Annotated in this window: 21 protein-coding genes and 3 pseudogenes; 18 read left to right on the forward strand and 6 right to left on the reverse strand. The window is 59.6% G+C overall.

Features of this window, described 5'->3' with window-relative positions; genetic code table 11:
- Positions 1–12: 12 nt before the first annotated feature.
- From TMS3_RS07380 to nadC, 6 genes and pseudogenes are all read right to left on the reverse strand, one after another.
- The gene (locus TMS3_RS07380) at positions 13–1,323 is read right to left on the reverse strand and encodes a site-specific integrase (protein WP_025164621.1); all 1,311 of its coding nucleotides are present in this window, start codon (positions 1,321–1,323) and stop codon (positions 13–15) included.
- A 341-nt stretch (positions 1,324–1,664) separates the two neighbouring features.
- Positions 1,665–4,115 (reverse strand): site-specific integrase, encoded by a 2,451-nt coding sequence (locus tag TMS3_RS07385; RefSeq protein ID WP_025164622.1) that lies wholly within the window; start codon positions 4,113–4,115, stop codon positions 1,665–1,667.
- Between the two features lie 446 nt (positions 4,116–4,561).
- A complete protein-coding gene (locus TMS3_RS07390; protein WP_025164623.1) occupies positions 4,562–5,647 on the reverse strand; it encodes an IS5 family transposase in 1,086 nt (361 codons plus the stop codon).
- A gap of 712 nt (positions 5,648–6,359) precedes the next feature.
- Positions 6,360–6,545, reverse strand: a pseudogene (locus TMS3_RS25320) (IS3 family transposase); the annotation flags it as partial.
- Positions 6,546–6,732: 187 nt separating this feature from the next.
- Positions 6,733–7,221 carry a MarR family winged helix-turn-helix transcriptional regulator gene (locus tag TMS3_RS07395; protein ID WP_025164624.1) on the reverse strand — a complete coding sequence of 163 codons (489 nt, stop codon included), beginning with the start codon at positions 7,219–7,221 and terminating at the stop codon, positions 6,733–6,735.
- A 208-nt stretch (positions 7,222–7,429) separates the two neighbouring features.
- Positions 7,430–8,278, reverse strand: coding sequence for a carboxylating nicotinate-nucleotide diphosphorylase (gene nadC / locus TMS3_RS07400; protein WP_025164625.1), 849 nt, complete (start codon positions 8,276–8,278; stop codon positions 7,430–7,432).
- Positions 8,279–8,721: 443 nt separating this feature from the next.
- Between nadC and TMS3_RS07405 the strand changes: the two genes are divergently transcribed.
- The 18 genes and pseudogenes from TMS3_RS07405 to TMS3_RS07490 all read left to right on the forward strand — a co-directional run bounded on the left by TMS3_RS07405 (position 8,722) and on the right by TMS3_RS07490 (position 26,453).
- Positions 8,722–10,182: a 2-hydroxymuconic semialdehyde dehydrogenase gene (locus TMS3_RS07405; protein ID WP_025164626.1), complete on the forward strand. Its 1,461-nt coding sequence runs from the start codon at positions 8,722–8,724 to the stop codon at positions 10,180–10,182.
- A 33-nt stretch (positions 10,183–10,215) separates the two neighbouring features.
- Positions 10,216–11,001 carry a 2-oxopent-4-enoate hydratase gene (gene dmpE / locus TMS3_RS07410; protein ID WP_025164627.1) on the forward strand — a complete coding sequence of 262 codons (786 nt, stop codon included), beginning with the start codon at positions 10,216–10,218 and terminating at the stop codon, positions 10,999–11,001.
- 19 nt (positions 11,002–11,020) lie between these two features.
- Positions 11,021–11,650, forward strand: a pseudogene (locus tag TMS3_RS25445) (acetaldehyde dehydrogenase (acetylating)); the annotation flags it as partial.
- Positions 11,648–12,465 (forward strand): annotated as a pseudogene (locus TMS3_RS07420) (4-hydroxy-2-oxovalerate aldolase); the annotation flags it as partial. The pseudogenes TMS3_RS25445 and TMS3_RS07420, both read left to right, overlap by 3 nt.
- Positions 12,462–13,256: a 2-oxo-3-hexenedioate decarboxylase gene (gene dmpH / locus TMS3_RS07425; protein ID WP_025164630.1), complete on the forward strand. Its 795-nt coding sequence runs from the start codon at positions 12,462–12,464 to the stop codon at positions 13,254–13,256. The pseudogene TMS3_RS07420 and the gene dmpH, both read left to right, overlap by 4 nt.
- 20 nt (positions 13,257–13,276) lie before the next feature.
- Positions 13,277–13,477: a tautomerase family protein gene (locus TMS3_RS07430; protein WP_025164631.1), complete on the forward strand. Its 201-nt coding sequence runs from the start codon at positions 13,277–13,279 to the stop codon at positions 13,475–13,477.
- Positions 13,474–14,304 (forward strand): alpha/beta fold hydrolase, encoded by an 831-nt coding sequence (locus TMS3_RS07435; RefSeq protein WP_025164632.1) that lies wholly within the window; start codon positions 13,474–13,476, stop codon positions 14,302–14,304. Before TMS3_RS07430 ends, TMS3_RS07435 begins: the two co-directional genes overlap by 4 nt.
- Positions 14,305–14,378: 74 nt before the next feature.
- A complete protein-coding gene (locus TMS3_RS07440) occupies positions 14,379–15,680 on the forward strand; it encodes an aromatic ring-hydroxylating oxygenase subunit alpha (RefSeq protein WP_025164633.1) in 1,302 nt (433 codons plus the stop codon).
- A 32-nt stretch (positions 15,681–15,712) separates the two neighbouring features.
- Positions 15,713–16,243: an aromatic-ring-hydroxylating dioxygenase subunit beta gene (locus tag TMS3_RS07445; protein WP_025164634.1), complete on the forward strand. Its 531-nt coding sequence runs from the start codon at positions 15,713–15,715 to the stop codon at positions 16,241–16,243.
- A gap of 242 nt (positions 16,244–16,485) precedes the next feature.
- A complete protein-coding gene (locus TMS3_RS07450) occupies positions 16,486–17,535 on the forward strand; it encodes a TAXI family TRAP transporter solute-binding subunit (RefSeq protein ID WP_025164635.1) in 1,050 nt (349 codons plus the stop codon).
- Positions 17,536–18,030: 495 nt separating this feature from the next.
- On the forward strand, positions 18,031–19,155 hold the full coding sequence (locus tag TMS3_RS07455; protein WP_235576613.1) for an OprO/OprP family phosphate-selective porin: 1,125 nt from the start codon (positions 18,031–18,033) through the stop codon (positions 19,153–19,155).
- A gap of 105 nt (positions 19,156–19,260) precedes the next feature.
- Positions 19,261–21,231: a TRAP transporter permease gene (locus tag TMS3_RS07460; protein WP_025164637.1), complete on the forward strand. Its 1,971-nt coding sequence runs from the start codon at positions 19,261–19,263 to the stop codon at positions 21,229–21,231.
- 3 nt (positions 21,232–21,234) lie between these two features.
- Positions 21,235–22,092: a VOC family protein gene (locus tag TMS3_RS07465; protein WP_025164638.1), complete on the forward strand. Its 858-nt coding sequence runs from the start codon at positions 21,235–21,237 to the stop codon at positions 22,090–22,092.
- Between the two features lie 57 nt (positions 22,093–22,149).
- On the forward strand, positions 22,150–22,959 hold the full coding sequence (locus TMS3_RS07470; RefSeq protein ID WP_025164639.1) for a 1,6-dihydroxycyclohexa-2,4-diene-1-carboxylate dehydrogenase: 810 nt from the start codon (positions 22,150–22,152) through the stop codon (positions 22,957–22,959).
- Positions 22,960–23,058: 99 nt separating this feature from the next.
- Positions 23,059–23,961, forward strand: a complete 903-nt coding sequence (locus TMS3_RS07475; RefSeq protein WP_025164640.1) for a DMT family transporter — start codon at positions 23,059–23,061, stop codon at positions 23,959–23,961.
- A 26-nt stretch (positions 23,962–23,987) separates the two neighbouring features.
- A complete protein-coding gene (locus TMS3_RS07480) occupies positions 23,988–24,338 on the forward strand; it encodes a non-heme iron oxygenase ferredoxin subunit (RefSeq protein WP_025164641.1) in 351 nt (116 codons plus the stop codon).
- A 71-nt stretch (positions 24,339–24,409) separates the two neighbouring features.
- Positions 24,410–25,393 carry an amidohydrolase family protein gene (locus TMS3_RS07485; protein ID WP_025164642.1) on the forward strand — a complete coding sequence of 328 codons (984 nt, stop codon included), beginning with the start codon at positions 24,410–24,412 and terminating at the stop codon, positions 25,391–25,393.
- A gap of 46 nt (positions 25,394–25,439) precedes the next feature.
- Positions 25,440–26,453, forward strand: a complete 1,014-nt coding sequence (locus TMS3_RS07490) for a 2Fe-2S iron-sulfur cluster-binding protein (protein ID WP_025164643.1) — start codon at positions 25,440–25,442, stop codon at positions 26,451–26,453.
- The last annotated feature ends 90 nt before the right edge of the window (positions 26,454–26,543 follow it).

The raw sequence follows: 26,543 nt of genomic DNA on the forward strand, positions 1-26,543 counted from the left end.
GAGGCGGGTTGATCAACGGCGCCGTGGATCGGGGGCTCGGCGTTTCTCTTTATGGCAGTGCGGCTTACGCTGCTGGAGTTTCTGATAGTTTTCCCATGAGATATGAGAGAGGTCGACATCGAAATTTACCTTCGCGATTGTCTCCTGCCGTCGAGGTAGCGAAAGCTCTTCGCCATAATTTGTGGTCGTGTCATCGTTAGTGCCGTGACCCACCAGCATCTTGATCATCAGCTCTTGCGCGCCAACCCCGTTGCGCAGGGTGTTAACGAACGTGTGGCGGAAGCTATAAAGACAGGCACCCATGCCTTTGTAAAAGCCACACTCTGGTAGATAGCCATGATCGTTAGCACCTTGCCCGCTAAACCAGCGCGATGCGGTGCGTGCGAATCCGTGTTTTTTGTCGTAAGGCAGCTCGGGAAAGAGAGGGCGATAGCGTCCACCTTCCTTCTGCCGCATTGCCACAAAATCCAGAAACCCTATATCAACAAGTGTGGGGTGGATTGGGATTTCCCGGGCGCTGAAGACAGTTTTAAGCCGTTGATCTGGCCCTTCATCGGTAATCCGTATAACCCAAACCCCAGCGGACTTAAAGATGTCACCCGCATAGAGTTGGCACAATTCTCCAGGCCGGGCCCCCGTGAAAGCGCCGAGCAATGGCAGCCAGAAGCAGTAGCTGAAAGGGGTCCATCTGAAATTTTCTGTAGCCTGTGTCGTGTAAATTCGACTATGAAATACACCCTGAAGCTCAAGAGGGGAAAATGTCTTGTAGTGGCGTTGCTGTTTGGATAGAGGGGGCAGCATTACTTCGTTAAGTGGTAGTTTGATCACCCACTTTTTGTGCGCACAGTACGTCATGAACTGCTTGAGCAGGTTGAAATAGCGGTGAGCCGTTTCGCCGCGAACGATTTCCTCGACCCCCGTATTGATCAGGTCGAGTTCATCTAGCGGTACCAGCGCTCGGGTGTTCTTCTTTTTCTTGCTAAGGGTCTCTTGCAGGTTCGTAAGGTCGGCCAAATTTAGCGAATGAACCAATCGATCCTTTCCAAGAAACTCAACGATCTGTCTTAGCTGGGATGCATACTTGTAAGCAGTGCCATGCTTCCAGGTCCCTTTGACCGTGTAATCCCAGATCATCTTGTCTGCTGCCATTTGGATCGACATGGATAGATCGGGGGACGAGGTGGGCGGGTTCGGAATGCGCTCAAGTAGGGTGCTAAGCTGCCCAGGGTCGTTGAGCAAGCTTTGAAGCTGGAAAGCAATTATTGCCGAGTTGAATCCAGGGTGCTGCGGGACTGTTAGTGTCAGAATATTAGTGCATTGCATTGAAACTCCTAAAATTGCTCCGAAGGTAGGCCGAAGGGAGCATTACTATTGGCCAGGCTTGGGCTATGCCAAACTTGATTCCGAATATAGTGCTGGTTTTAACTTCGTCAAGAATATTATTTTTAGTTGCCGTTTAAATATATGTTGAAATCTCTACAACCTCCGGCTGCAGGGGGTTGTAGAGAGATGGGGCGTTGTTTGGTTGTCAGTTGTTATGCGAAGTTTTTCCCCTGTTTTAACAGAAAGACGCCTGTCTGGTTTTGCGTTAAATGCAGAATATGGGGGGTAAGTCCGCTAGTAGGTGATGCACTTTATTTACGTGGTTGCCCGGTAATTCGGGGTTAGGTTTCCTGGCGTTTAAGCCAGTCAATCAATAGTCCGGTATTGTGATTTTCCAGCGCTATGGACTTGCGAGTTGGTGGGCGTTGTTCTTCCGTTCGTGCTGGTCGTCCCGGCCGATGGCTGATCCTCTGTAGCCCCTGGTAGTGCTCGAAACTGATGTGGCCGAGGCCGAGGTTGAAACGCAGCATTTCAACGGTCTGATGCTTAATCTCGGTACTGTAGCCATCACCGTACTCTGCGGTTGTGGACTCATTACTGTGTCCCGTAAGCGCCTGAATGCGCGGTTGATCTACGCCTGTCTGGCGTAACTGGTTGATGAAGGTATGCCGCAACGAGTGGAAGCTCAGGCCGTTGAGGCGAGGAAACCCGCATTGCTGCAAGTAACCCGCCCGCTGCGGGTCACCGCAAAACCAGCGTGATGCGGTGTGGCTATGCGCGCGGCGGATGTCGGCGCGCATCTGCGGAAACAACAGTTCTTTGGTGGATGTGGCTGCTTGTCGGCGTTGCGCAACGAAGTCGAGAAAGCCTTTCTCTAGCAGCACTGAGTGCAGTGGTATGTCGCGTGCGCTACTGCTGTTTTTCAGCAGTTTGTGTGGGTGATTGAGGTTGTGGCTCATCATCCAGGTTCCTTCCGGCGTCTGGACGATATCCTCGATCGTCAGTTGGCAAAGCTCGTTCAGCCGCGAGCCAGTAAACAAACCGAGCAGCGGCAGCCAGAATTTAAAGTCGTCCATGCGCCAACGTGGCACCTTTGCGGTGGTGTACACCGGGCCGTTGAACAACTGCTCCAGTTCGCTCTGGGTATAGGCTCGTCGTACGCGGGCACTGCGCTTTCGGGCTTTTTCCTTGAGGCGAATCGGTCCGGCAATATCGCGGGCGATCCACTCGTTTTCATAGGCAAAGCGAAACATCGCCCGCGCCAAGTCGAAGTACTTCTTCGCGGTTTTGGGATGAATCGCTTCATAGCCACCCTGCTCGAGCAGGATATGAATTGGGATGCCGTTGAGCTCGTTGAGTTGGCGTCGGTTGCGTGGGTACATCATCAGCACCGTGCGCAGGTTGCGAAAGTCCTCCGTCGTCACCGTGTTAATGGGGCGCAACGGCCCCAGGAGTTCACAGACGACTTCCAGTCGGGCGCAGTTGAGAAAGCGAGTGCCTTGGTGTGACCACTGCCCAGTCAGCTCTTGGTCGCGCCGGTAGCGCTCCATCAACTGCTGAATGGGCAACTGGCCCTCCGGCGATTGCTCGCTGCGAGGTGTCAGGCCGCCGGCGAACATTGCGCCCAGCGGATTGGCTGGAGCAGAGTGCTGACCGCCAGGGGACAGTATCCCGTTGTCACCGCTATTCGGTGTCGGTGCAGGTGGGGGTGTCTGACCGGGTGGCAGCGGCGTATCACTGTCAGGTCGCAAGCGTGCCCGGATGGCCTCGACATGAATGCGCAGCTCATTGAGGCTGGGGATGCCGCTACCGAACTGCTGTCCCTGCAGGACGAGACCCGACAGCCAGTCGAAGCGCTCCAGTACAAAACCCGACTTCAGCACGGCTTCATGCAGGTCGTGGGTGTGCAGGTCGAACGTCAGCCGAGCGGGCAACTGGGGATAGTGGCTCAGCAGCAGGTCGGGCATATCCACATCCAGCAGGTGATGCTCTCCATGGGTTGGGTGTAGGCGGTGTGGGGCGTTACGGGCACCTGCGGGATTGTCCAGGCGGCGCAGAAACTCATGGTCGCGGTCGCGCAGATCTTGTGGGCGAAGTGCCAGCCAGCGTGGGTTGTGCCGAAAATGCAGGCCGTGCTCGGGCAGCAGGTAACGGCGTAGTGATTCCAGCTGGAAGCTGGCTTGGTACAGCGGTAGCCACTCACTGCGGTGCAGGTGCTGTTCCAGCTGTGCGGCCAGCTCGGCCATCCCTTGCAGGATGAACTGGGCGCGCTGCTGTACCTCTGTGGGGTTCAGCGTGTGCAGCTCGAACACCTGGGTTTTCAGCAACAACGGGTAGGCTGCGCCGAGCAGGTCGGGGAGGGGTACTTGTAGGGTGAACTGCTGCGCTTCGCGTAGTAGAAAGGTGGGCATGTGGCGCAGTTGCTCATAGCGCTGACGGCCGATAGCCAGGCTCAGGTCCTGTAGCGGGCATGCGATCTGCGAACTGTGTGGCGTGGTGCGCGGGTGGGGATCCTGTTGGCTCAGCGGTCTGATCGACGCGTGAATGTCGGCCAGTGCCTGCTGCAGGCCTTCGGCAGTCTTGATTTCGCCGATGCGAAAGCGCAGTTGGCGGATGCGTTCAGCGAGATCCAGCGCCAGATCACGGGCGTCATCGACGCTCATGCCGTGGAGTGACCAGCGAATTTCGCGAGAGACGTAAGGGAAGCGCTGCTGAAGCAGGCGGGGAAGAATCAGCCGAAAGGTCAGCTGGTTGTTGCTGTCGCGGTACAGGTAGTGGGCTAGGTGTTGCATGGGGTTCAACCTCGTCGTCAGTGGAATTTCCTGAGAAATTTCCAGACGTGGTTTGAACCCCATTTAGATTAAACCTTTAAAATCAAAGGCTTAGTCTGATATTTGGTGGAGCCGGGGGGATTAAAGAATTATGTCTAAGTGGTTGTTTTAAAATATTTTTTTATGAGATCTATGTGAAAGTGCCCCCATAAGTGCCCCCGTCCACGTATTTTCGATGAACGGCTTATTTAAGGAGTTGAACTGGCGTCCTGAATTATCGTTCTGCGACAGGACGAGGGCTAGCAGGCCGTTGAAAAATTCAGCTCCAACCGCCCCAACCCGCCAGGTTTGACGTTTTTCAAGCATTCAGACCTGGCGTAACCGCTCAGAAGGCCTGATGTCAGGTCGTTTTCGCCGATTCCCGCGCGGGTTCTACGCCTTTCGGCGTTTTTTGGGCGTAACTCGCCCTATACATGCGATCCCCGCCACCAGCCCGACAGGCTGCCCAACCGGATCAGGTTGTAAACCGAAAAGCCCAGCAGCAGCTGAGCACTCAGCTTCGCCCGGCCGATCAGCTTGGTCTTGCGCAGGCCGCCCCCCGTCTTCAGCCAGCCAAAGCCTTCTTCGATTCGCTTGCGGATCTTCTGGCTGGCGGCGTACCCCGGATGCCGCGTGGTGCGCCCATCGATGGCGCTGCCCTTACGCTTCTGCGCCACATGCGGTGTCACCTTCAGCTCGCGCGCCCTTTGCACAAAACGTTTCTGGTCGTAATTCTTGTCCGCGCCTACCGTGCTGCCCGGCTTGGCCGTGCGCTCCAGCATCTCCAGGGCCGCCTCCACCTCGGCACGTCCATTGAACTCAGTGCATTCCACATCCACGATCAGACCGTTGCGGTGCTCCATCATCGTGTGCGCCATGTGCGCCAGGCGACTGGCATCGCCATTGCTCTTGCGTGCCAGCCGGGCCTCGGGATCGGTGGTCGATTGGTGGGTCGCGTTGCTGCGCTTTTCGCCCTTGAAGTCGGCATCGGGGTTGCGCGTGCCATCCTCCGGTGGTTCGCCACCGTCCTTCTTGATGACGGACTTGTGCGAGGCCCAGGCGTCGATCAGCGTGCCATCGACGCTGAAATGCTCGTCGCTGGCGTACTCGGACCATTCGTCCAGCGACTTGATGCGCTGAAAGAACAGCCGCGCTACATCCTGATTGAACAGCCGCTCGCGGTTCTGGCTGAAGGTCGAGTGATCCCACATGCGCTCGTCCATCGACAAGCCGACGAACCAGCGAAACAGCAGGTTGAAATCAATCTGCTCGACCAACTGCCGCTCGGAGCGAATGGTGTAGATCACCTGCAACAACGAAGCGCGCAGCAAGCGCTCCGGCGCAATCGAGGCGCGTCCCAGGGTGGAGTACAGCCCGTCGAACTCCTGATCCATCGACGTCAGGACGGCATCGACCAGCTCGCGCAGTGGACGTAGCGGATGATCGTTCGGGATGCGCTGCTCCAGCGTCGTGTAGCTGAACAGCTCGTTTTGTTTGAGGTCGAGTCCACGCATCGGCTTGGGCTAGGTCCGGCAGAAGAGGATGGCAGCCATTTTGCCAGAGCCACCCGGTCTCCGGCATTTTTCAACGGCCTGCTAGTCAGCCACCGGCGGGCATTAGATGGAGTCGGTCGTGTACAGTATGGTATCGGTTATCTGGCGACCAGGGCTTGAACCCAGCTCAGCGCCGGGGCGCTGGGTAGCTGTTGGGTCATGCCGTTGGGTTTTTTTCGCGGTAGCGCACCATGGGCTCATCTAGGACGATCTGAGCTGAGGTGCGGTATGAGACACTCACTGGTTACCTGTCACAACTGTGGCAAAGCGATGGTTCCGAGAGCGACATATAGCCGTGGTTTCTGGGGTTATTCGCCTTCTTCAAATCACTGTCCCTTTTGCATGAGTGAGAACTGGCACGGCGGAAGTCCAGGGTTAGGGGCTCGGCTGTTTGCGTTGGTTGGTCTGGCTTTGGGTATTCTGGCCTGTGTCTTGATGGGAGCGCTTTTGTTCAAAGTGCAGTGGTGGCTAAGCATTGAAGGGCAATGGCCTCTATTGACCCTTGTAACCTGCGCGGTGTCGGGTTTTGCAGGATATCGTTTTTACAACTGGTTTGTGGATTGCTGACGACGTGGTAATTCCACTGAGGGACGATAGGTAGGCGTCGCGACATCCCTGCCAATTCCGACCATCCCGGGGCCGACCACTACATGACAGGCGCAGCAGAGATGCCGAAGCTTTCTGCCGCTGCGTTGTCACGGCTATTACGGCGCCGACTCATGTTGCCGAGCAGATTGCTGGCCTTCATGAAACTCTGCCAATCGAAGCTGTTGAGCTGACGCCCTTGATCGGAATGCACCATCACTTCCTGCTTCGGCTTAAGAGGCCAAACAGCCATCAGCAAGCAGGCTAAATCAAGGTACACCCTGATTAGCAATGAACCTCAGGCCACGCCATCGCATGTCGGCCGGGGACCACAGCACGGCGATTTTCTGGCTCACCGTGCCAAACAACTGCGGGTAAACCCGTAATTTCCACCTTCCGGTCCGTTCGCGAAGGATCGCTGGCAGTAGTAGCTGAGGATCATTGCTAATCAGGAGGGAAATTCATACTGCTCCTGCTTCGACAAGGTTTTGGATGATAGCCAGCATAGCCCGGTGCACGGTTTTGATTTCGCTTTCGGATAGCCCTCGAACTGCGATTTCGTTAAGTTCTTCGGCTATTGGGATCAGGACATGTTTCAGTTCTCGGCCCTTAGGGGTTAGGTAGATGTGCACTTTCTTGCGGTTGCCATCCTCGAACCGGCGCTCTATCAGGCCCAGTGCCTCCATGGCTTTGAGGGCGGTGAAGGTGGTCGGTTCCATGAGGCCCACCTGATCGCTCAACTCACGTTGAGTCAGCCCTTCAGTAACCCACAGCACACGTAAAAATGCCCAGTGCCCAAAGCTTACGGAGTGTTCGCTGAGGCGGGTCTGCATGCTCTTGGTGAGTACTCGCGCAGCATCCCTGATTAGGTGCGCCAGACGGTCATCAGGCACCTCTTCGCGCCAGTGGCGTAATACTGGATGTGCTGTGTGGTCGTCTTTTTGTTTCATTCGAATTATCCATCTTCAGCCTGGGGCGTAGTGCTTCCTGGCCATGCTGTATGTGAGAGCCTTTCAGGTTAGACATCTAGATGAACTGCCAGCCAGTCCTGCTCAGTCGGTCAAGTCGGATAGTCTTGCAACGCTCTTCGGGCTAGTGAGGTGCATTAAGTCAGTGATGTTCCCAGGGCTCCATGAAAGCGAAGGAGTGCCCTTTCAGTCAGCTCGTCAAACGCATCGATAGATCAACAGCCGTAACGTCTTTGGTTATGGTGCCAAGGGAGATGTAATCCACACCGGTTTCGGCGATGGCCCTCAGGGTTGCTTCGGTCACTCCGCCCGAGGCTTCCAGTTTGGCCCTGCCGGCGGTGATTTCAACGGCTCGGCGAATATCTTCAAGGCGCAGATTGTCGAGCATGATCATCTCGGTATCTGTGGTGAGCGCCAATTGCAGCTCAGCCAGTGTCTCCACCTCTACTTCAATCGGTTTTCCCGGGTATAGCTTCCTGGCAGTGGCGACTGCTTGGGCGATGCCGCCGCAGGCCGCGATATGGTTTTCCTTTATCAGGAAGGCGTCGTAGAGGCCAAAACGGTGATTGTGACATCTGCCGCGGGTGACAGCGTATTTCTCTGCCATCCGCAGTCCGGGAAGCGTTTTTCGAGTATCGAGCAATTTCACCGGGGTATCTGCGATCAGGGTGTGAAAGTAGTCACAGCGGGTGGCCACTCCGGACAAGAGTTGCAGGAAATTGAGCGCCGTGCGCTCGGCGCTCAACAACGCTCTAGCAGGACCCGTTGCCCGGAGCAATTCCTCACCGGGTTCTACCTGCTCGCCGTCTGTTACATGCCACTCGATCATTACACGAGGATCGATCTGGCGGAAAACCTCATGTGCCCAGGCAGTCCCGCAGATGACGGCCTTCTCACGGCTGATCACTCGTGCATCTGCCATTTTTTCGGCTGGAATTAACTGTGCGGTGATATCGCCATAGCCCATGTCTTCGGCGAGGGCTGCTCGTACATTTTCCTGAATTACCCCAGTCAGTTGGTCGAGACGGGTGTTGTACATGGGTGGGTCTCCAGAGTGTTTGAGGCGCTATGGGGCCTCTGGCGTGCTGTTCTATGCGCGACGCGAGCGGCGATTAGCAGTCTGAGCCGTGGCGTTCGCTCCATGACACTCCGGCCGCTCATCCATGCACCGCTTGAAAGGGCTTGACAGTCTGCTGGAGTAAGTATCTTATAGATCTAACTTAGATGTCTAAGTTTATATTTCACAAGCGGGCAACCAAGAGCAGAAAGGGGGGGTAGCGGCCTTCCTGTCTGAAGCGCTTGGCTTTGTAGCAGGTGAGATGGAATTCAAGCGGGAGCTACCAATCACGTAGGTAGCTATGTGGTCGTGACGAGAAAATTCATAAATAAAATTAATTTTCACATAGTGAGATTTTTGCTGGTACTGGGCTCTCTGACTGCTGTCTGGGAGCCAGTCGAGGCGCGTAGGTAATGGAGTTGGTGATGCATGAGATCAAGCACTTTATCAATGGCGAGTATGTTGCCTCGCAGAGCGGTCACACTTTCGAGGATATCAATCCCGCTAACGGCGAAGTGATTGCGAAGGTACACGAGGGCGGCCAGGTCGAGATCGATGCCGCCGTGACCGCTGCCCGTGACGCTTTGGGCGGTGAGTGGGGGCGCATGCCCGTGGCCGAGCGCATGGCGCTGCTGCACAAGGTGGCCGACGGTATCAATGCCCGCTTCGACGAGTTCCTTGAGGCCGAGTGTCTGGACACCGGCAAGCCAAAATCGCTGGCTGCACACATCGATATTCCGCGCGGCGCGGCCAACTTCAAAGTCTTCGCCGACCTGGTGAAGAACGTGCCCTGCGAGAGCTTCCAGATGGACACGCCGGATGGCAGCGGCGCCCTCAACTACGCCTTGCGCCGGCCGCGCGGGGTTATCGCAGTCATCGCGCCATGGAATCTGCCGCTGCTGCTGATGACCTGGAAGGTCGGCCCGGCACTGGCCTGCGGCAACACCGTGGTGGTCAAGCCCTCTGAAGAGACACCGCACACCGCTGCGCTGCTCGGCGAAGTGATGAACGCCGCCGGCATTCCCAAGGGTGTCTACAACGTGGTCCACGGTTTCGGACCGGACTCGGCCGGCGAGTATCTGACTCGTCACCCCGGCGTTAATGGAATCACCTTCACCGGCGAGACGCGCACCGGCTCGGCGATCATGAAGGTCGCCTCCGATGCCATGCTGCCAGTGTCCTTGGAGCTGGGAGGCAAGAATGCCGCGGTGGTGTTTGCCGATGCCGATCTGGACAAGGCGATCGAAGGCACCATGCGTTCGGCCTTCGCCAACTGCGGTCAGGTTTGCCTGGGCACTGAGCGGGTCTACGTCGAGCGGCCGATTTTCGAGGCCTTCGTCCAGCGCCTGAAGGAAGGCGCTGAACAGTTGCGCATGGGCTGGTGGGAAGAGTCGGGCGTGAGCTTCGGCCCGCTGATCAGCCACGAGCACCGCGACAAGGTCCTCTCCTATTACGACAAGGCTCGCGCCGCTGGCGCCATCGTGGTGACCGGTGGCGGCGTTCCGCAGATGCCGGAAGCGCTGGCCAGTGGCGCGTGGGTGCAACCGACGATCTGGACCGGATTGCCGGAAGACTCCGCGGTGGTCCGCGAAGAAATATTCGGGCCCTGCTGTCACATCCGGCCGTTCGATAGCGAAGAAGAAGTTATCCGCCTGGTCAACGACACGCCCTACGGCTTGGCCGCGGCGCTGTGGACCGAGAACCTCTCACGTGCCCACCGCGTCGCCCCGCAGATTGAGGTCGGCCTGTGCTGGGTGAACAGCTGGTTCCTGCGCGATCTACGCACGCCTTTCGGTGGCAGCAAGCAATCGGGTATCGGCCGCGAAGGCGGCGTTCATGGGCTCGAGTTCTACAGCGAGCTGTCGAATATCTGCATCAAATTGTGAGTCGGCGCCTGACGCGACCAAAGGGGAACTGGTATGGAAAAAAATATGATCAACGAGCTCGGCGACGAGCTGTACCAGGCGATGCTCAACCGTGAGGCGATTGCGCCGCTGACCGAACGCGGGTTTGCCATCGGCATCGACGACGCCTACCACATCTCCCTGCGCATGCTCGAACGCCGGCTGGCCGCCGGCGAGCAGATCATCGGCAAGAAGATCGGCGTCACCAGCAAGGCGGTGCAGAACATGCTGGGCGTGTATCAGCCGGACTTCGGTTACCTGACCGACGCCATGGTGTTCAACAGCGGCGAGGCCGTGCCGATCAGCCAGCGGCTGATGCAGCCCAAGGCCGAGGGCGAGATCGCCTTCATCCTCAAGAAGGACCTGATCGGCCCCGGGGTGACCAACGCCGACGTGCTGGCCGCCACCGAGTGCGTGATGCCCTGCTTCGAGATCGTCGATTCGCGCATCCGCGACTGGAAAATCAGGATCGAGGACACGGTGGCGGACAACGCCTCCTGCGGCCTGTTCGTGCTCGGCGACACGGCGGTGTCGCCACGCCAGGTCGACCTGGTCACCTGCGGCATGCTGGTGGAGAAGAACGGCCAGTTGCTCAGCACCGGCGCCGGCGCCGCGGCCCTGGGTTCGCCGGTCAATTGCGTGGCCTGGCTGGCCAACACCCTGGGCCGCTTCGGCATTCCGCTGAAGGCCGGTGAAGTGATCCTCTCCGGTTCGCTGGTACCCCTGGAGCCGGTCAAGGCCGGCGACTTCATGCGCGTCGAGATCGGCGGCATCGGCAGCGCCTCCGTACGCTTCACCTGATCGAGCAGAGGACAAACCCATGAGCAAGAAACTCAAGGCGGCCATTATCGGCCCCGGCAATATCGGTACCGATCTGGTGATGAAGATGCTCCGTTCCGAGTGGATCGAGCCGGTGTGGATGGTCGGCATCGACCCTAGCTCCGACGGCCTGGCGCGCGCCCGCGAATTCGGCATGAAGACCACTTTTGAGGGCGTCGACGGCCTGCTGCCGCACGTACTCGACGACGACATCCGCATCGCCTTCGACGCTACCTCGGCCTATGTGCATGCCGAAAACAGCCGCAAGCTCAACGCGCTGGGCGTGCTGATGGTCGACCTGACCCCGGCGGCCATCGGCCCCTACTGCGTGCCACCGGTCAACCTCAAGCAGCACGTCGGCCGCCTGGAAATGAACGTCAACATGGTCACCTGCGGCGGCCAGGCCACCATCCCCATGGTCGCCGCGGTGTCCCGCGTGCAGCCGGTGGCCTACGCCGAGATCGTCGCCACCGTCTCCTCGCGCTCGGTCGGCCCGGGCACGCGCAAGAACATCGACGAGTTCACCCGCACCACCGCCGGCGCCATCGAGCAGGTCGGCGGCGCCCGGGAAGGCAAGGCGATCATCGTCATCAACCCGGCTGAGCCGCCGCTGATGATGCGCGACNNGCTGATCGAGATCACCCACGGCGACGGCCTCGGCGGCCGTTCGATCAACTACGGCTTCCCGGCGCACAGCGACGAGGAGTACCTGCGCGCGGTGATCCCGCACCTCAAGCAGGCCAAGGTCTCGGCCCTGCTGCTGCCCGGCATCGGCACCGTCGACCACCTGAAGATGGCCCTGGACTGCGGCGTCTCGACCATCCGCGTGGCCACCCACTGCACCGAGGCCGATGTCTCCGAGCAGCACATCGGCATGGCGCGCAAGCTGGGGGTCGACACTGTCGGCTTCCTGATGATGGCGCACATGCTCAGCGCCGAGAAAATTCTCGAGCAGGCCAAGCTGATGGAAAGCTACGGCGCNNCACCGAGGTCGGCTTCCACGGCCACCACAACATGGGCATGGCCATCGCCAACTCCCTGGCCGCGATCGAGGCCGGCGCCGCGCGCATCGACGGCTCGGTCGCCGGCCTCGGCGCCGGTGCCGGCAACACGCCGCTGGAGGTGTTCGTCGCGGTGTGCAAACGCATGGGCGTGGAGACCGGCATCGACCTGTACCAGATCATGGACGTCGCCGAGGACCTGGTGGTGCCGATGATGGATCAGCCGATCCGCGTCGACCGCGACGCCCTGACCCTGGGTTATGCCGGGGTGTACAGCTCGTTTCTGCTGTTCGCCCAACGCGCCGAGAAGAAGTATGGCGTCTCGGCCCGCGACATCCTGGTCGAACTGGGCCGGCGCGGCACCGTCGGCGGCCAGGAAGACATGATCGAAGACCTGGCCCTGGACATGTCCCGGGCCCGTCAGCAGCAGAAGGTGAGCGCATGAACCGTACCCTGACCCGCGAACAGGTGCTGGCCCTGGCCGAGCACATCGAAAACGCCGAGCTGAATGTCCACGACATCGGCAAGGTGACCAACGACTTCCCCGAGATGACTTTCGCCGATGCCTACGACGTGCAGTGGGAAATCCGCCGGCGCAAGGAGACCCGCGGCAACAAGATCGTCGGCCTGAAGATGGGCCTGACCTCCTGGGCGAAGATGGCGCAGATGGGCGTGGAAACGCCGATCTACGGCTTCCTCGCCGACTACTTCAGCGTGCCGGACGGCGGCGTGGTGGATTGCTCCCAGCTGATCCACCCGAAGATCGAGGCGGAAATCTCGGTGGTGACCAAGGCGCCACTGCACGGCCCGGGCTGCCACCTCGGCGACGTGATCGCGGCGATCGACTACGTGATCCCCACCGTCGAGGTGATCGACTCGCGCTACGAGAACTTCAAGTTCGACCTGATCAGCGTGGTCGCCGACAACGCCTCCTCGACCCGCTTCATCACCGGTGGGCGCATGGCCAGCCTGGAGGAGGTCGACCTGCGCACCCTCGGCGTGGTTATGGAGAAGAACGGCGAAGTGGTGGAACTCGGCGCCGGCGCCGCGGTGCTCGGCCATCCGCTGTCCAGCGTGGCGATGCTGGCCAACCTGCTGGCCGAGCGCGGCGAACACATCCCGGCCGGCACCTTCATCATGACCGGCGGCATCACCGCCGCCGTGCCGGTGGCGCCGGGCGACAACATCAGCGTGCGCTACCAGGGCCTCGGCTCGGTGACCGCGCGCTTCGTTTAATCCGAATAAGGGAGCCGGTCATGCCGTTATTGCAGGTATCGATTGTCGAGGGTCGCTCGCCCGAACTGAAAGAGCAGTTGATTCGAGACTTGACGACGACAGTCGTCGAGACGCTAGCGGTGAAGCCCGAGTCGGTTCGGGTGCTGATCCAGGAACTGCCCAAGACCCACTGGGGGACTGCCGGGCAATCAATGGCAAAACGCGATAAGGATAAAAAATGAGCGTGGAGAATCCCGAGATCGGCCTGCGCATTAACGCGGGTGGTATCGACACCAACTACCACGATGCTGGCCAGGGCAGGGCCACGCCGGTGCTGCTGCTGCACGGCTCCGGTCCCGGCGTCACCGCCTGGGCCAACTGGCGCCTGAACATTCCGCTGCTGGCCGAGGGCCGTCGCGTGGTGGCGCCGGACATGGTCGGTTTTGGTTATACCGAGCGCCCGGACGGCATCCAGTACAACCTGGAGACCTGGGTTAAGCACGCCATCGATTTCCTCGACGCTCTCGGCATCGAGCAGGCCGACGTGGTCGGCAACTCCTACGGTGGCGCGCTGGCGCTGGCCATGGCGATTCGTCATCCGCAGCGCGTTCGACGTTTGGTGCTGATGGGCGCGGCTGGCGTCGACTTCGAGCTGACCCCGGGGCTGGACGACGTTTGGGGTTACACCCCATCGGTCGCGGGCATGCGCCAGTTGATGGACAGCTTCGCCTACAACAAGGCGCTGGTCAGCGACGAACTGGCCGAGTTGCGCTATCGCGCCAGCATCCGCCCTGGCTACCAGGAGGCGTTCGCGCAAATGTTCCCCGCGCCGCGCCAGCGTTGGGTCGACGCCCTCTCCAGCACCGAGGCGGACATCCGCGCGCTGGACAAGGAAACGCTGATCATCCATGGCCGCGAAGACCGCATCGTTCCGCCTGTGACCTCGAAGAAGCTGTTCGAACTGATCGAACGTGCGCAGTTGCATATGTTCGGTTGCTGCGGGCACTGGACGCAAATTGAGCATGCGGCACGCTTCAACAGGTTGGTGACGGATTTTCTCGACGAATAGTTCTAAGCGGCACAACCGCTGGAGCCAACGCCGCATTGACGGCGGCTAAGACAGTAAATGATGAGGCCATAACAATGACAACGTTGATTGCATCCAGTCGTGACTATGGTGCGCTGGTCAAAGAGGACCGCGTCCATAGCTCGATCTTCACCGATGAGCAGATTTTCCAAGACGAGATAGAGCGCATCTTCCACCGCACTTGGCTGTTCGCCCTGCATGAAAGTGAAATACCTAAGTTCGGTGATTTCAAACGCATCCAACTGGGACGTTTCCCGATCATTGTCACCCGTGACGAGAATGGTGAGATCCAATTGCTGATCAACCGCTGTCGCCACCGAGGCGCCCAGGTCTGCGAGGCGCAGCGCGGCAATGCCAAGCGCTTCCAGTGCTGGTATCACGGGTGGACCTATGACTCCAAGGGCGATCTGGTCGGGGTCACCGGCCCAGAAGGCTACGACAAGAACTTCGAGGCTGAACAGCATGCCCTGGCCAAGGTTCCGCGCGTCGGCAGCTATCGCGGCTTCGTCTTTGCCAGTCTGGCCGAGGAGGGCATGAGCTTCGACGAGTACCTGGGGCCGACCAAGAAATTCTTCGACATGATGGTTGATTCCTCGCCAATTGGCGAAGTAGAGGTCAGGCCGGGTGTGGTCAACAAAACCATGTACCGCGGCAACTGGAAGCAGATTGGCATGGATGGCTACCACCCACACTACGTGCACATGTCGGTGTTCAAGATCTTCAGCAAGCGGGAAAGCACCACGGGCTCCGCAGTCGGTGCGCTGCATCTGGAAGATCCGTTTGCCGACACCTCGCTGAGCCGGACACGTGGCTTTCCTAATGGCCACGCTTGCCTCGACTTCCGCGAGCAGCGGCGCCCTCACGCGGCGACGGCGATCGAAGAGCTCGAACGCAGCGAGGAGGGCCGCCAGTACGTGGCGGATATGGTTGCCGCCCATGGTCGGGAACGTGCCGAAGAGCTGGTCGCCTGGCACGGCGACCCGCATCTTGGGCTGTTCCCCAACCTTCAACTGATCCACGGCCACGTGCGTGTGGTGATCCCGATCAGTCCAGGTGAGACCGAGGTGCTGATGTATCCGGTGTTCCTAAAGGGGGTGGAGCCTGGCATTAACGCGAAACGCCTGCGTGCCCATGAGGCCTTCTATGGTCCGGCTGCGGCCGGCTCACCGGACGATGCCGAGATATTCGAGCGCACTCAACGCGGATTGCTCGCCGATGCCGAACCTTGGGTATTGCTGTCTCGCGGAATTGAGCGCGAGCAAGTTGACGAGGACGGCAGCGTGACGGCCTGTATCAGCGACGAAGTTACCCAGCGGGCGCAAATGCAGGAATGGAAGCGCCTGATGACCGCCCGCTGAGTAGCGGTTACATCCGAAGCGGAGAAAAATTGATGGCGAAGCAAATTGTAAACGCAACCCCGGAGGCCCTGGGTGCCGGCATTCTGGACATCGAAACGCAACTGCGTTTGGAGCGCTTTCTGGCCTACGAGGCTGCGTTGATGGACGAGCACGAATACGACCGTTGGATGGCCCTGTGGTCTGGTGACGACATCACCTACTGGGTGCCATGCAATGACGACGACCAGGACCCAAGTACCGGCATTGCGATCATCTACGACGATCGCTCGAACCTGAACGAACGGATGATGCGTTTGAAAGACAAGACTGCCCACGCCTATCGGCCGCGGGCCAGGCTGGTTCGCACCATCTCCGGGGTGGTGCCGCTCAAGGCCGAGGGCGACGAACTGGAAGTCGCTTCCAGCTTCGTGCTCGGTGAGATCCGAGTCGGCGTGCAGAATATCTGGTTTGGCAAATGTATGTATCGGCTGCAGGACACTCCGGAAGGGTTTCGCATCCGCAGCAAGAAAGTGATGCTGCTGAACAACGATGAGGCAATGCCGAACCTGACCTTCCTGGTCTGACTAAACGGATTGGCGCGGCGGCTGGAACCGCCGCGTCAGTAGATCGTCAGCCATGTTGTGGGCGCGATCGGTTGGAGAAACCCTGGGGAACTTGGGTTTTTCCGCGGCAAACGGAGTTGCTGTGTGCCGAGCCAGGATGTAGTGGGCCCGGTGTTACTGAATGGGTAAGGGAAAACCTGTTCAGGGGATTTGCAAGAAACACGACGATTTTAAAGATAAATACAAGAAATGGAGAATGAGTCATGTTGAACGCCTTGGTGCGGCTTGGCCGCAAGTGCAATCGCGGGATCCTGGGAACTGTTGCGTTGGTCTTATCGGTCAGTGCCGGTATGGCCTTGGCGGCAACGCCTCAGGTCAAGGAAGGCCCAGTCAATGTAACCATCGCGGGTTATTCCTCGGGGGGCCAGGTGTCCGTGTTCGGTGAAGGGGTAATTGATGCGGTGCGCCGCAACTATCCCAACTCCAGCATCATCTATGAGCCGGGAAATCCTGCCGGCGCCCTCGAATACCTGCGTACCGGGCGCCGTCCTTTTGCCCTCGAGAGCATTATCGAACCACGTATGGCCTATAAAGGTCTGGCCCCATTTCGCAGCGCCTATCCGGAGGGCAGCATCACCGGAGTGCTGAACGGCGCGCCGGATGTCTTTGCGCTCAAGGTTTACGCTCGCAAGGCGTTCCTTGATCAGCACGGCATCACCAGTTTCGATGATTTGATCAAGAACGAAATCCCAATGCGTGTATCGGTGAACCAGCCGGGCAATCTTTGGGCTCGAGAGCATGTCCGCGCGCTGTTGTCTTACTACGGCAAGACCATGAAAGACATTGAGGGCTGGGGTAGCAGCCTGGTACCGCAACCTACCGGCGCTTCCAATGACCTCATGCGCGATGGTCGTCTTGACGTGATCATCACCGGCGGCGCGACTCCTGCGGGCGCTATCGTCGAATTGGGCAGCGTGCAGGAGATTGCCTTCGTTCCGCTTTCCAAGGAGCTGGCCGAACATGTGGCCAAGGAACTGGGCGTGAAGGTCGGCGTTATCCCCGCCAATTCATATAGCTTCCAGAAGGAAGACCTCTACGTGCCCTTCACCAGCTTCATCATAGTGGCAGGCCCGGAAGCAACATTCGACGATGCCTACAAACTGGCGAAGGCCGTGTACGAGCAAATTGAGCGTTACCGCTCCCTGCACCCGGCGTTGTCCCTGGCCAGCCGCGAGCGATTGCCAGATATGGGCAGCCTGAAGCTGCATCCTGGCGCCGAAGCCTTCTACCGCGAGGTCGGTTTGATCGAGTGATACGACGTTGAGTCGCTGAGCCCCGTGCTCCACGCACAGCGAGCTGTGGTGAGCTGTGGTGAGCTGTGGTGAGCGCCTCAGAGCGAGGCTCAGCCGCCTCGATGCACCGGCGCATCTATGAAGCTGTAAAGCACTAGACCCTGCGAGATACCTGCGCTCTGTTATGCACAGAGGGGACAGGTATTGATCTCTGTTAGTTGAATTCTAAGAAGCTTTCTTAAAAATAAAGATAAAAAAGGACATATGATGAAAAAGTTCGTAGTTGATAAAAACTGTAGATCCTCCGGCGCTTTCCAACTGACGGCGATTACCTTGGGCGGCTTGCTGCTAACTGCGAGCATTCAAGTGGCGCAGGCTAGCGAACAGGATCTTGCCGAGCGTGTCCGAGTGCTTGAGCAGGCTTTGGACGCCGTCAAAGCGGAGGCTGAGGCTGCAAAGGCAAGCAAGAGCGCAAGCGCAGGCAACATCGTTGCAGTCCAGGAGCGTGGTGGCCGTATGCAACTCGCCACGGCGGACGGCAACTTCACCTTCCGCATTGGCGGCCGCCTGTTGATGGATACCGCCTGGTACGACACCGATGTGGCCCCGATGGGAAGCGGCACCAAGTTCCGCCAGGCCCGATTGGAAGCCAGCGGAACCATGTATAAAGACTGGTCGTACGTGTTCCAGTACGACTTTACCGGCAGTGGCGAGAGCGGTATCAAGGATGCTTACCTGGGCTACCACGGTTTCAAACCTGCCGGTAACCAACTCAGCCTGTCTTTGGGCAACCAGTTTCAGCCATTCGGTTTTCAGGGTCAGCAGAGCCCGAAGTACACCCTGTTTATGGAGCAGCCCACCTCAAGTCTATTGCTTGGTGCGGGTGAGCGGCGCCTGGGCGGCCGAAGCGACCTGATCGGCTCAAACTGGCGCTGGAGCTTCGGCGCGGCCCAAGCACCCCTAGGCAGCCGGGCCAGTGAGGCCAACCGCAACGATCCGGTCGATCTGGCCACCCAGTTCACCTTCAACCCGATTCAGGAAAAGGGTCACGTGTTGAACCTCGGTGCTTCGTTGCGCCACCAGTCCTCCAACGGTTCCGACGCACACCGTCAGCGGACGCGTCCGCAGACCCATATCAGCTCGTTCCGACCGGTGGATACCGCCGGTTTCATCTCCGACGGCTTCACAGCAGCCGGCGTGCAGGCGGTTTACCAGCGCGGCCCGTTCGAACTGGAAACGGAATACTTACATCAGAGCTACGACAGTATCCAGGGCGGTATCGCTGATGGCGAGAGGCCGGAGTTCACCGGCGGCTACGTGCAGGCCGGCTACTTCCTTACCGGCGAGTCGCGTGCCTATAACCCGGGCATGGATGTCTTCGGTCCGCCGACTCCCGCACGTAGCCTGAGCCAGGGCGGCCCCGGTGCCTGGCAGCTGGCGGCTGGCTACAGCACCCTAGACCTGAGCGACGGCAGTATCGACGGTGGCAAGATCGACATGCTGATGATGGGCGTTAACTGGTATCCCGAGCAGCGACTGCGTTTCAGCCTGGAGTACGGCAATGTGCTCAAGGTTGATGGCGGACCGAATAACGGTGACGAGCCAAGCTTCGTGCAGGCTCGTGCACAAATCGAGTGGTAAATCGCTGGTTCCATCAATGCCAGGATGCTCCACCACTCGGTGGACCATCCGAGATCGCAATCAGCCGCACCGTCAACTGGTTGAACTAGCGAGTAGAGGTACCCAATGCACTATATAAAAAGATCATTCTGGCTGTTGTTCCAAATGGGCAATAAGGTGCCTTTGAGTCGGCACAAATATGCCTTGTTCGCCCTGTTGGCCGTTCCGCTGACCGTTTTCGAAGTCTGGTATGCGCTGGCCGGCGAGTTCGGCCGGCTCGAACTCGCCATCGTCTTCGTTGTACCGATGTACGTGATCTCGTTTCTGGCGGTCAGCTACGCCCCCGATGTCCACCGGAGCACTATCGGCGACTACATCCTCTCTGGCCTGAGCTTGGTCGGGGGCATCTACCTAATTTCGCAGATGGGCCGTTATCACGACTGGATCAGCGGCCTGAGTTACTTCGAGCCCCTGGATCTGGCCGTGGCGGGGTTGTACCTGTTCCTCACGCTGGAACTGTTGCGCCGTTGTGTCGGGCCAGGCATCTCCGTGGTGGTGTGGCTGGTGATCGCCTATTGCCTGTTCGGGGGGTACTTGCCGGGCTTCTTCGGCCATCGCGGCCTGGAGTGGAAGTTCTTGCTGGAGGGGTTGATGGTCTCTCCGCATGACGGGGGGTTGTTCTCGGCGCCGGTACAGGTGGCCGCGGTCTATGCCTTCCTGTTTGTCACTTTCGGCAAGTTTCTCGAGAAGAGCGGCGGCGGTGAGTTCTTCTTCAATCTGGCCGCCTTGCTGGCCGGTCGTGCCGCAGGTGGCTCGGCCAAGGTGGCTGTTACCTCCAGTGGGTTGTTCGGCATGATTTCCGGCAGTCCGGCCGCCGACGTGATGACCACCGGCTCGATTACCATTCCGATGATGAAACGGGCCGGTTACTCCGGACGTTACGCCGCCGCGGTGGAAGCTGTGGCCGCGACCGGCGGCGCCTTGTTGCCGCCGGTGATGGGCGCGGTGGTGTTCCTCATGGTGGAGTTCACCGGCATCGCCTACAGTGAAATCCTGCTCGCCATTTTGGCCTCCGCACTGCTCTATTACGCGGCGATCTATACCCAGGTCCACTGCTATTCGTGCCGGCATAACGTAGGCAAGATCGACAGCAGCCTGATTCCGGCGCTATGGACGGTGGTTCGCACCGGCTGGGTCTTCGTGGTTCCTATGGGGATCCTGGTTTATTACATGCTGGCAGGGTATACCCCCGCGCTGGCGGCAACGGCGGGTCTGCTGGCACTGATCGCGGCGAGCTGGAGCATGGCCAGCACACGTATCACCCCGCACAAGCTCATCCAGGGCTGCGTCGAGGTCTGCACCGCGCTGGCGCCGCTGATTGCCGCAGTAGCAGGCGCCGGCATTCTAATGATGGGCTTGAATATCACCGGCCTGGCATCGAAATTGGCCGCGCTGATCTTCAGTGTCGCCGAGGCCAATCTGCTATTGGCCCTGCTCCTGGCCGCCGTGGTGACCATTATCTGTGGCATGGGTATGCCAGTGGTGGCGGTCTATTCGCTGGTGGCGGTGATGGTGGCGCCGGCGTTGGTCGACGCCGGCCTGACCTTGATGCAGGCGCACCTGTTTCTGATTTTCTATGCGGTGGCCTCCTATCTCACTCCCCCCGTGGCGGTATCGGCCTACGTCGCCAGCACCATTGCCGGTGAGCGCCCTATGGCGGTTTCCGTGACCGCAGCGAAGATCGGCGTGGTCGCCTTCCTGCTGCCTTTCGCTTTCGTATACAACCCAGGTCTGCTGCTGATTGGCGGCTGGGAAGCCGCCCTGTTCGACATCACCAAGGTGACCGGGGGCGTGCTCATTCTCGCCGCAGCAGCAGAGGGTTGGTACCACGGCGATCTCAAATGCTGGGCTCGCGCCACCCTGATAGTGGCAGCTCTGTTGGCATTCTCCGCGTGGGACATAGCCGGTGTGGCTGCCCTGCTCAGCGCCGGTGTCTGCCTCTTGTCCAAGCGTTTTTGGCCGCTGTTGAAATGCTCAGTAACGGCAAAACATGGTGGGCTTGCCAAGCCGCCGGCGAAAACCATGAATGGAGAATAAGCAATGATCAATCTGCACGATATCTGTTACCTGCGCCTCGGCTGCCGCGACCTCGACGAAATGGTGCGTTTCGCTACCGAGATTCTCGGCTTGGAGCTGCGCCAGAAAACTGCGACCCACGCCTACCTGCGCGGCGACAGCAGCGCCTTCAACCTTTGCTACATCCAGGGCGATGCCGATTACGACGTGTCGGCGTTCGAATTGCGCGAGTTTGTCGAACTGGAACAGGCCGAGCGCGAACTGGCAGAAGTGGGCATTCAAGTCCATTGGGGCAGTAAGGCCGAGTGTACTGAGCGCCACGTCGAGGCGTTCATCGCCTTCGCCGACTCTAACGACAATCGCATCGAGTTGGTCTACCGGCCGCACCAGACTGGTGTGCGCTACTTCCCTTCGCGCGATGCCGGGATCACCGAGTTCGGCCATTTCGGTTTGCACAGCCGCGACATCAAACGCGATCTGCACTTCTGGACCTCGGTTCTCAGCGCCTGCGTCAGCGACAAGATCGGTGATGGCGCGCTGCTGCGCATCGATCAGGTCCACCACAAGATTGCCCTGTTCCCCTCGGACAAGGTCGGCGTGCAGCACGTCAACTTCCAGGTGGCGAGCATCGATGACGTCATGCGCTCCTGGTACTTCCTGCAGGAACGCGGCGTGCCCATTGTCTTCGGGCCGGGTCGACATCCAACCTCGACGGCGATGTTCATCTACTTCCTCGGGCCGGACCGGCGTGTCTACGAATACTCCTCGGGGGTCAAGCGGATCACCGACGAGGCGTCGTACACACCTCGCCAGTTCGAGATGAAGCCTTCCTCGTTCTGCATGTGGGGCGCCAAGCCCAACGTTGAAGAGTTCAGCGAATAACTGAGCCGGCCCGCAGAGCTACGTGGCCGCCAATTAACGAATGGAAGGGGATGGGTAGTGAACGAGCACGGTTGTAAACGATTTGTCGGAAAGGTTGCGCTGGTCACCGGTGCAGGACAGGGCATCGGCCTGGCCACGGCCTGGCGCCTGGCGCGCGAAGGCGCCCAGGTGGTGCTGGCGGACAAGTCCGCCGAACCGACCCATGAGGCCGCCGAAGCCATGCGTGCGGAGGGTCTCGAGGCGGCGGTGGCGATCGCCGACCTGGCAACCTATGCCGGCGCGCAAAGCGTGATGGCTGGAGCCGAAGCGGCCTTCGGGCGCATTGACGCGCTGATCAATAACGTTGGTGGGACCATCTGGAAGAAGCCGTTCTGGCACTACAGCGAAGATGAGATCAAGGCCGAGGTCGAGCGTTCGTTCTGGCCGCCACTCTGGTGCTGTCGTGCGGTGGTGCCGTACATGCAGGCGCATGGCGGGGCCATCGTCAATGTTGGCTCCAATGCGACCATGGGGATCTTCCGTATTCCCTATTCCGCCTCGAAGGGCGGGGTGGTCGGGCTAACCACGGCGCTGGCGGTGGAGCTGGCGGATTTCAATATCCGGGTCAACTGCGTCGCGCCGGGCAACACAGCGGTCAAGGAGCGGCCGACGCCGCGCCTAGAGCGTGAGTTGAGCGACCAGGAAAAGCAGTGGAATCAGCAGTTCTACGACTACGTGACCAAAGAAGGGCTGTTCGATCGGCCCGCGTCGATTGAGGAGCAGGCCGCGGTGATCGCGTTTCTGGCCTCCGACGATGCCTCTTATATCACTGGCGAAGTCTTGGATACCGGCAAGCGGGGCATGCGTATCTCTTCCGTGAGTCGTTAGTCATTTGGCCGCGCGGGTAATCAAGACACAGGATGGAATCGCCGCAGTCCGTGCAGGCGGGCAACTAGGTATTTTCCGTACGACGGGAGTCAGCGGGTTATGAGTGATGTATCAGGGGCGTTTCCCATCGGGCTAGCACTGCTTTCAGCGTTGATGTTCGCCCTCACGTTTGTCTTCGTGCGGGTGGGCGTGAAGCAGGCGTCGACTTCGACAGCGCTATGGGTGACGTTGTCGGTCAACGTGGTCTTTCTATGGGGCTGGAGTCTGCTGGTCTACGGCTGGCAGTTCGAGCACTGGTGGGAGTGGCGCTATTTTTTCATTTCAGGGGTATTTGCGCCCTTGCTCGGCCGGCTCTTCCAGTTCCGTGGGATGGCCAAGCTGGGCGCGAACATCACTACGCCGCTGACCCTGACTCATCCGGTGATTTCCGTGGTGCTGGCGATACTGTTCCTCGGCGAGAAACTGACCTATCTGGGGCTGTTCGGCGCGCTACTGGTGGTGCTGGGCAGCGTGGTGGTTGGGTCGCAGGGCGGGCAGAGCGCGACGCGCAGCCTGAGCAGCGTTTCGCGTATCTATCTGCTGTTGCCGTTGATTGCGTCACTGTCCTACGGCGTTTCCATCGTGTTCCGCAAGGTCGGTATCGACATCGGCTCGGACGCGGTGACCGCCGCTGCTGTGACCTGCACCTCCTCCTGGATCTTCGCCACGCTCTACCTGCTAGCAACCGGTGCGTTTGGCGCTATCCGCTGCAGTCGCAGCGAGTTTGGCTTCTTCGTGCTCGCCGGAGTCTTTTCCAGCCTCGGGCCGGTACTGCTCTATGCCGCGCTGCAGTATGAGGACCTGGTGGTAGTCGCTCCGCTGGCATCGACCACGCCGTTGTTCGTCCTGCTGGTCTCGTATGTGTTTATCCGTGCGGACGAAATTTTTACGCCCCAGGTCCTTGGCGGAACTGTCGCCACTGTGGTGGGCGTGATCCTGGTAACGGCCTACGGGCTGGTATGAGTCTTGAGTTTGAGAAAGGAGCCGTTATGGACCTTGTAGTAAATGTCTCTCGCTTCTTCGTCTGCGTTGCCGACGAGTTGGGCAACAATGAAATCCATCAGGTCACTCCACCTGGGCTCGGCCCTGTGGCCGTGTACCGGGTCGAGAATGCGTTCTACGCCACCGATGACATCTGTTCGCATGGCCAAGCGTCGCTCTCCGAAGGCGAGGTTGACGAGGACTGTGTGGTCGAGTGCCCCTGGCACGGTGGCACGTTCGATATCCGCACGGGCGAGGCACTTTCATTCCCCTGCGTACTGCCGGTGAAGGTGTATCCGGTGAGCGTCGAGGACGGCAACGTCTACCTCGATCTCGGTGCCGGAGAGGTCAAGCTCTAGATAGGAGCAGGGCGCACTGGCGCGCCCCTACGCCCGGCATCGACCAGAAGTCGTCGGGAAAGGAGAAAGATATGATTGATATGCACACCCATATAGTCCCAGCCGATTTTCCCGTCTATCCGGGCCGCGAGAAAACCCACGGTTGGCCCTGCATGCACTGTGGCGAGGGCCATCATCACACGGTGATGATCGGCAACAAGCCATTCCGCGAAGTGTCCGACAACGCCTGGGACATCAACCGGCGCCTGGAGGAAATGGCCGCCGAGGGTGTCGAGCGACAGGTGCTGTCGCCGATGCCGGAGCTGCTGTCCTACTGGTTCAACCTCGACGATGCCTTGGCCTTCGGCCGCTACATCAACGGTACCATCGCCGAGATGGTCGCCGTGGCCCCGCAGAGCTTCTACGGCTTGGGCATGGTGCCGCTGCAGGACCCCGAGCGGGCGGCCCGCGAAGTACGCAACCTGAAACACGAATACGGCTTGGTCGGGGTCGAGGTGGGCTCGAACATCAACGGCATCGCCATGGGCGACCGTTGTTTCGACCCATTCTTCGCCGCGCTGCAGGAAGAGGACATGTGCCTGTTCGTGCATGCCCTGCACCCGACCAAGGAGCGGCTATACGGGCCGCCGTTGATCGAAGCGTTGGTCGGCTTCCCCAACGAGAACGGCTTGGGTATCGCCGCCTTCATCGCGAACGGCGTGCTCGAGCGTTTCCCGCGCCTGCGCATCGCTTTCAGCCACGGAGGCGGTTCTTTCCCGATGATTTTGCCGCGCCTGCAGCACGGCTGGGAAATCAGCGCATCTCTGCGCGAGGCGATCCCGCGCTCGCCACAGGAGGTGGCGCGGCAATTCTGGTACGACACGCTGGTCTATAGCGATCCGGCGCTCGCCTACTTGATTGAGGTCTACGGCAAGAGCCAGTTGATGGTCGGCACCGACTACCCCTTTGTCATTCGCGAAAGTCACCCGGGCCGCCGGCTGGCGGGGCTGGGGCTCAGTGCGGCCGATCGCGACGCCTTGCTGGTGGGAAACTGCCGGCGTTTTCTGGGCCTCTAGGGTTCAGCGCACGGCGTTCATTCAATAACTTCCAGAGAGGCCGAATATGCCAATCGTACAAATCCATAACAGCGCCGACTCTTTCGAACAGACCGAGAGGCATGACTCCATCCTGCGGGCTGGGCTTGGGGCTGGTCTCGGTCTTTCCTATGAATGCAACTCGGGCGGCTGTGGCAGCTGCAAATTCGAGCTTATCGAAGGCGAGGTCGAGGAACTCTGGCCGGAGGCCCCGGGCCTGACCGCCCGCGATCTCAAAAAGGGGCGCAAGCTGGCTTGCCAGTGCCGTGCGAAAAGCGATCTGGTGATCAGCATGCGCACTGACGAAAGCTTCCGACCGGTAATACTGCCGGTACGTTTCCAGGCCACCCTAGAAAGCCGCCGTGAGCTGACCTCGGACATCACTGAGTTCTGCTTCCGTGGCCCTGCGCCAGCGCGTTTCCTGCCCGGACAGTACACCATGCTCAGTTTGGACGGTGTTCCCTGCCCGCGCGCCTACTCGATGAGCAACCTCGCCAATACCGAGGGAGTCTGGGAGTTCTGGATTCGTAAGAAGCCTGGGGGGCGAGTGACCGAGCCCTTGTTCGCCATGCTCGAACCGGGTGATCAGGTCGGCCTGGACGGGCCATACGGACTGGCCTTCTTGAAAGCTGACGCTCCCCGTGATGTGCTCTGCATCGCCGGTGGCTCGGGCATCTCGCCGGTACTGTCGATCGCCCGCGGCTTGCTCAACAATCCGACTATGGTCGGGCGCAAGCTGCACTTCTTCTTCGGCGGCCGAACGCCAGCCGACATTTGCGGCCTGGAAGAGCTCAAGGCGTTGCCCAGCTTCGCCGAACGCGTCTGCTTCCATGCCGCGATTTCCGAGCCCAAGCCGGAAGACGGTTGGGAGGGGGCGGTCGGTTTCATCCACGACACGGTTGTACAGGTACTCGGTGGCAGCCTCGGCAACTATGAATGTTATCTGGCAGGGCCGCCGCCCATGGTACAAGCGACCACCAAGATGCTTCTACTCGACGAGGGCGTACCGGCTGAGCAGGTTCATTTCGACCGCTTCTTTTAACCGCCCTGTGTAACAGGGTGTTCGCCGATAGATGGTTTGAAGTATATGGCTGTCTGCCGAAGTTGATTCTTATTGTTCGCCAGGGGCGGT

The organism is Pseudomonas taeanensis MS-3, assembly GCF_000498575.2.
Lineage (GTDB): Bacteria > Pseudomonadota > Gammaproteobacteria > Pseudomonadales > Pseudomonadaceae > Aquipseudomonas > Aquipseudomonas taeanensis.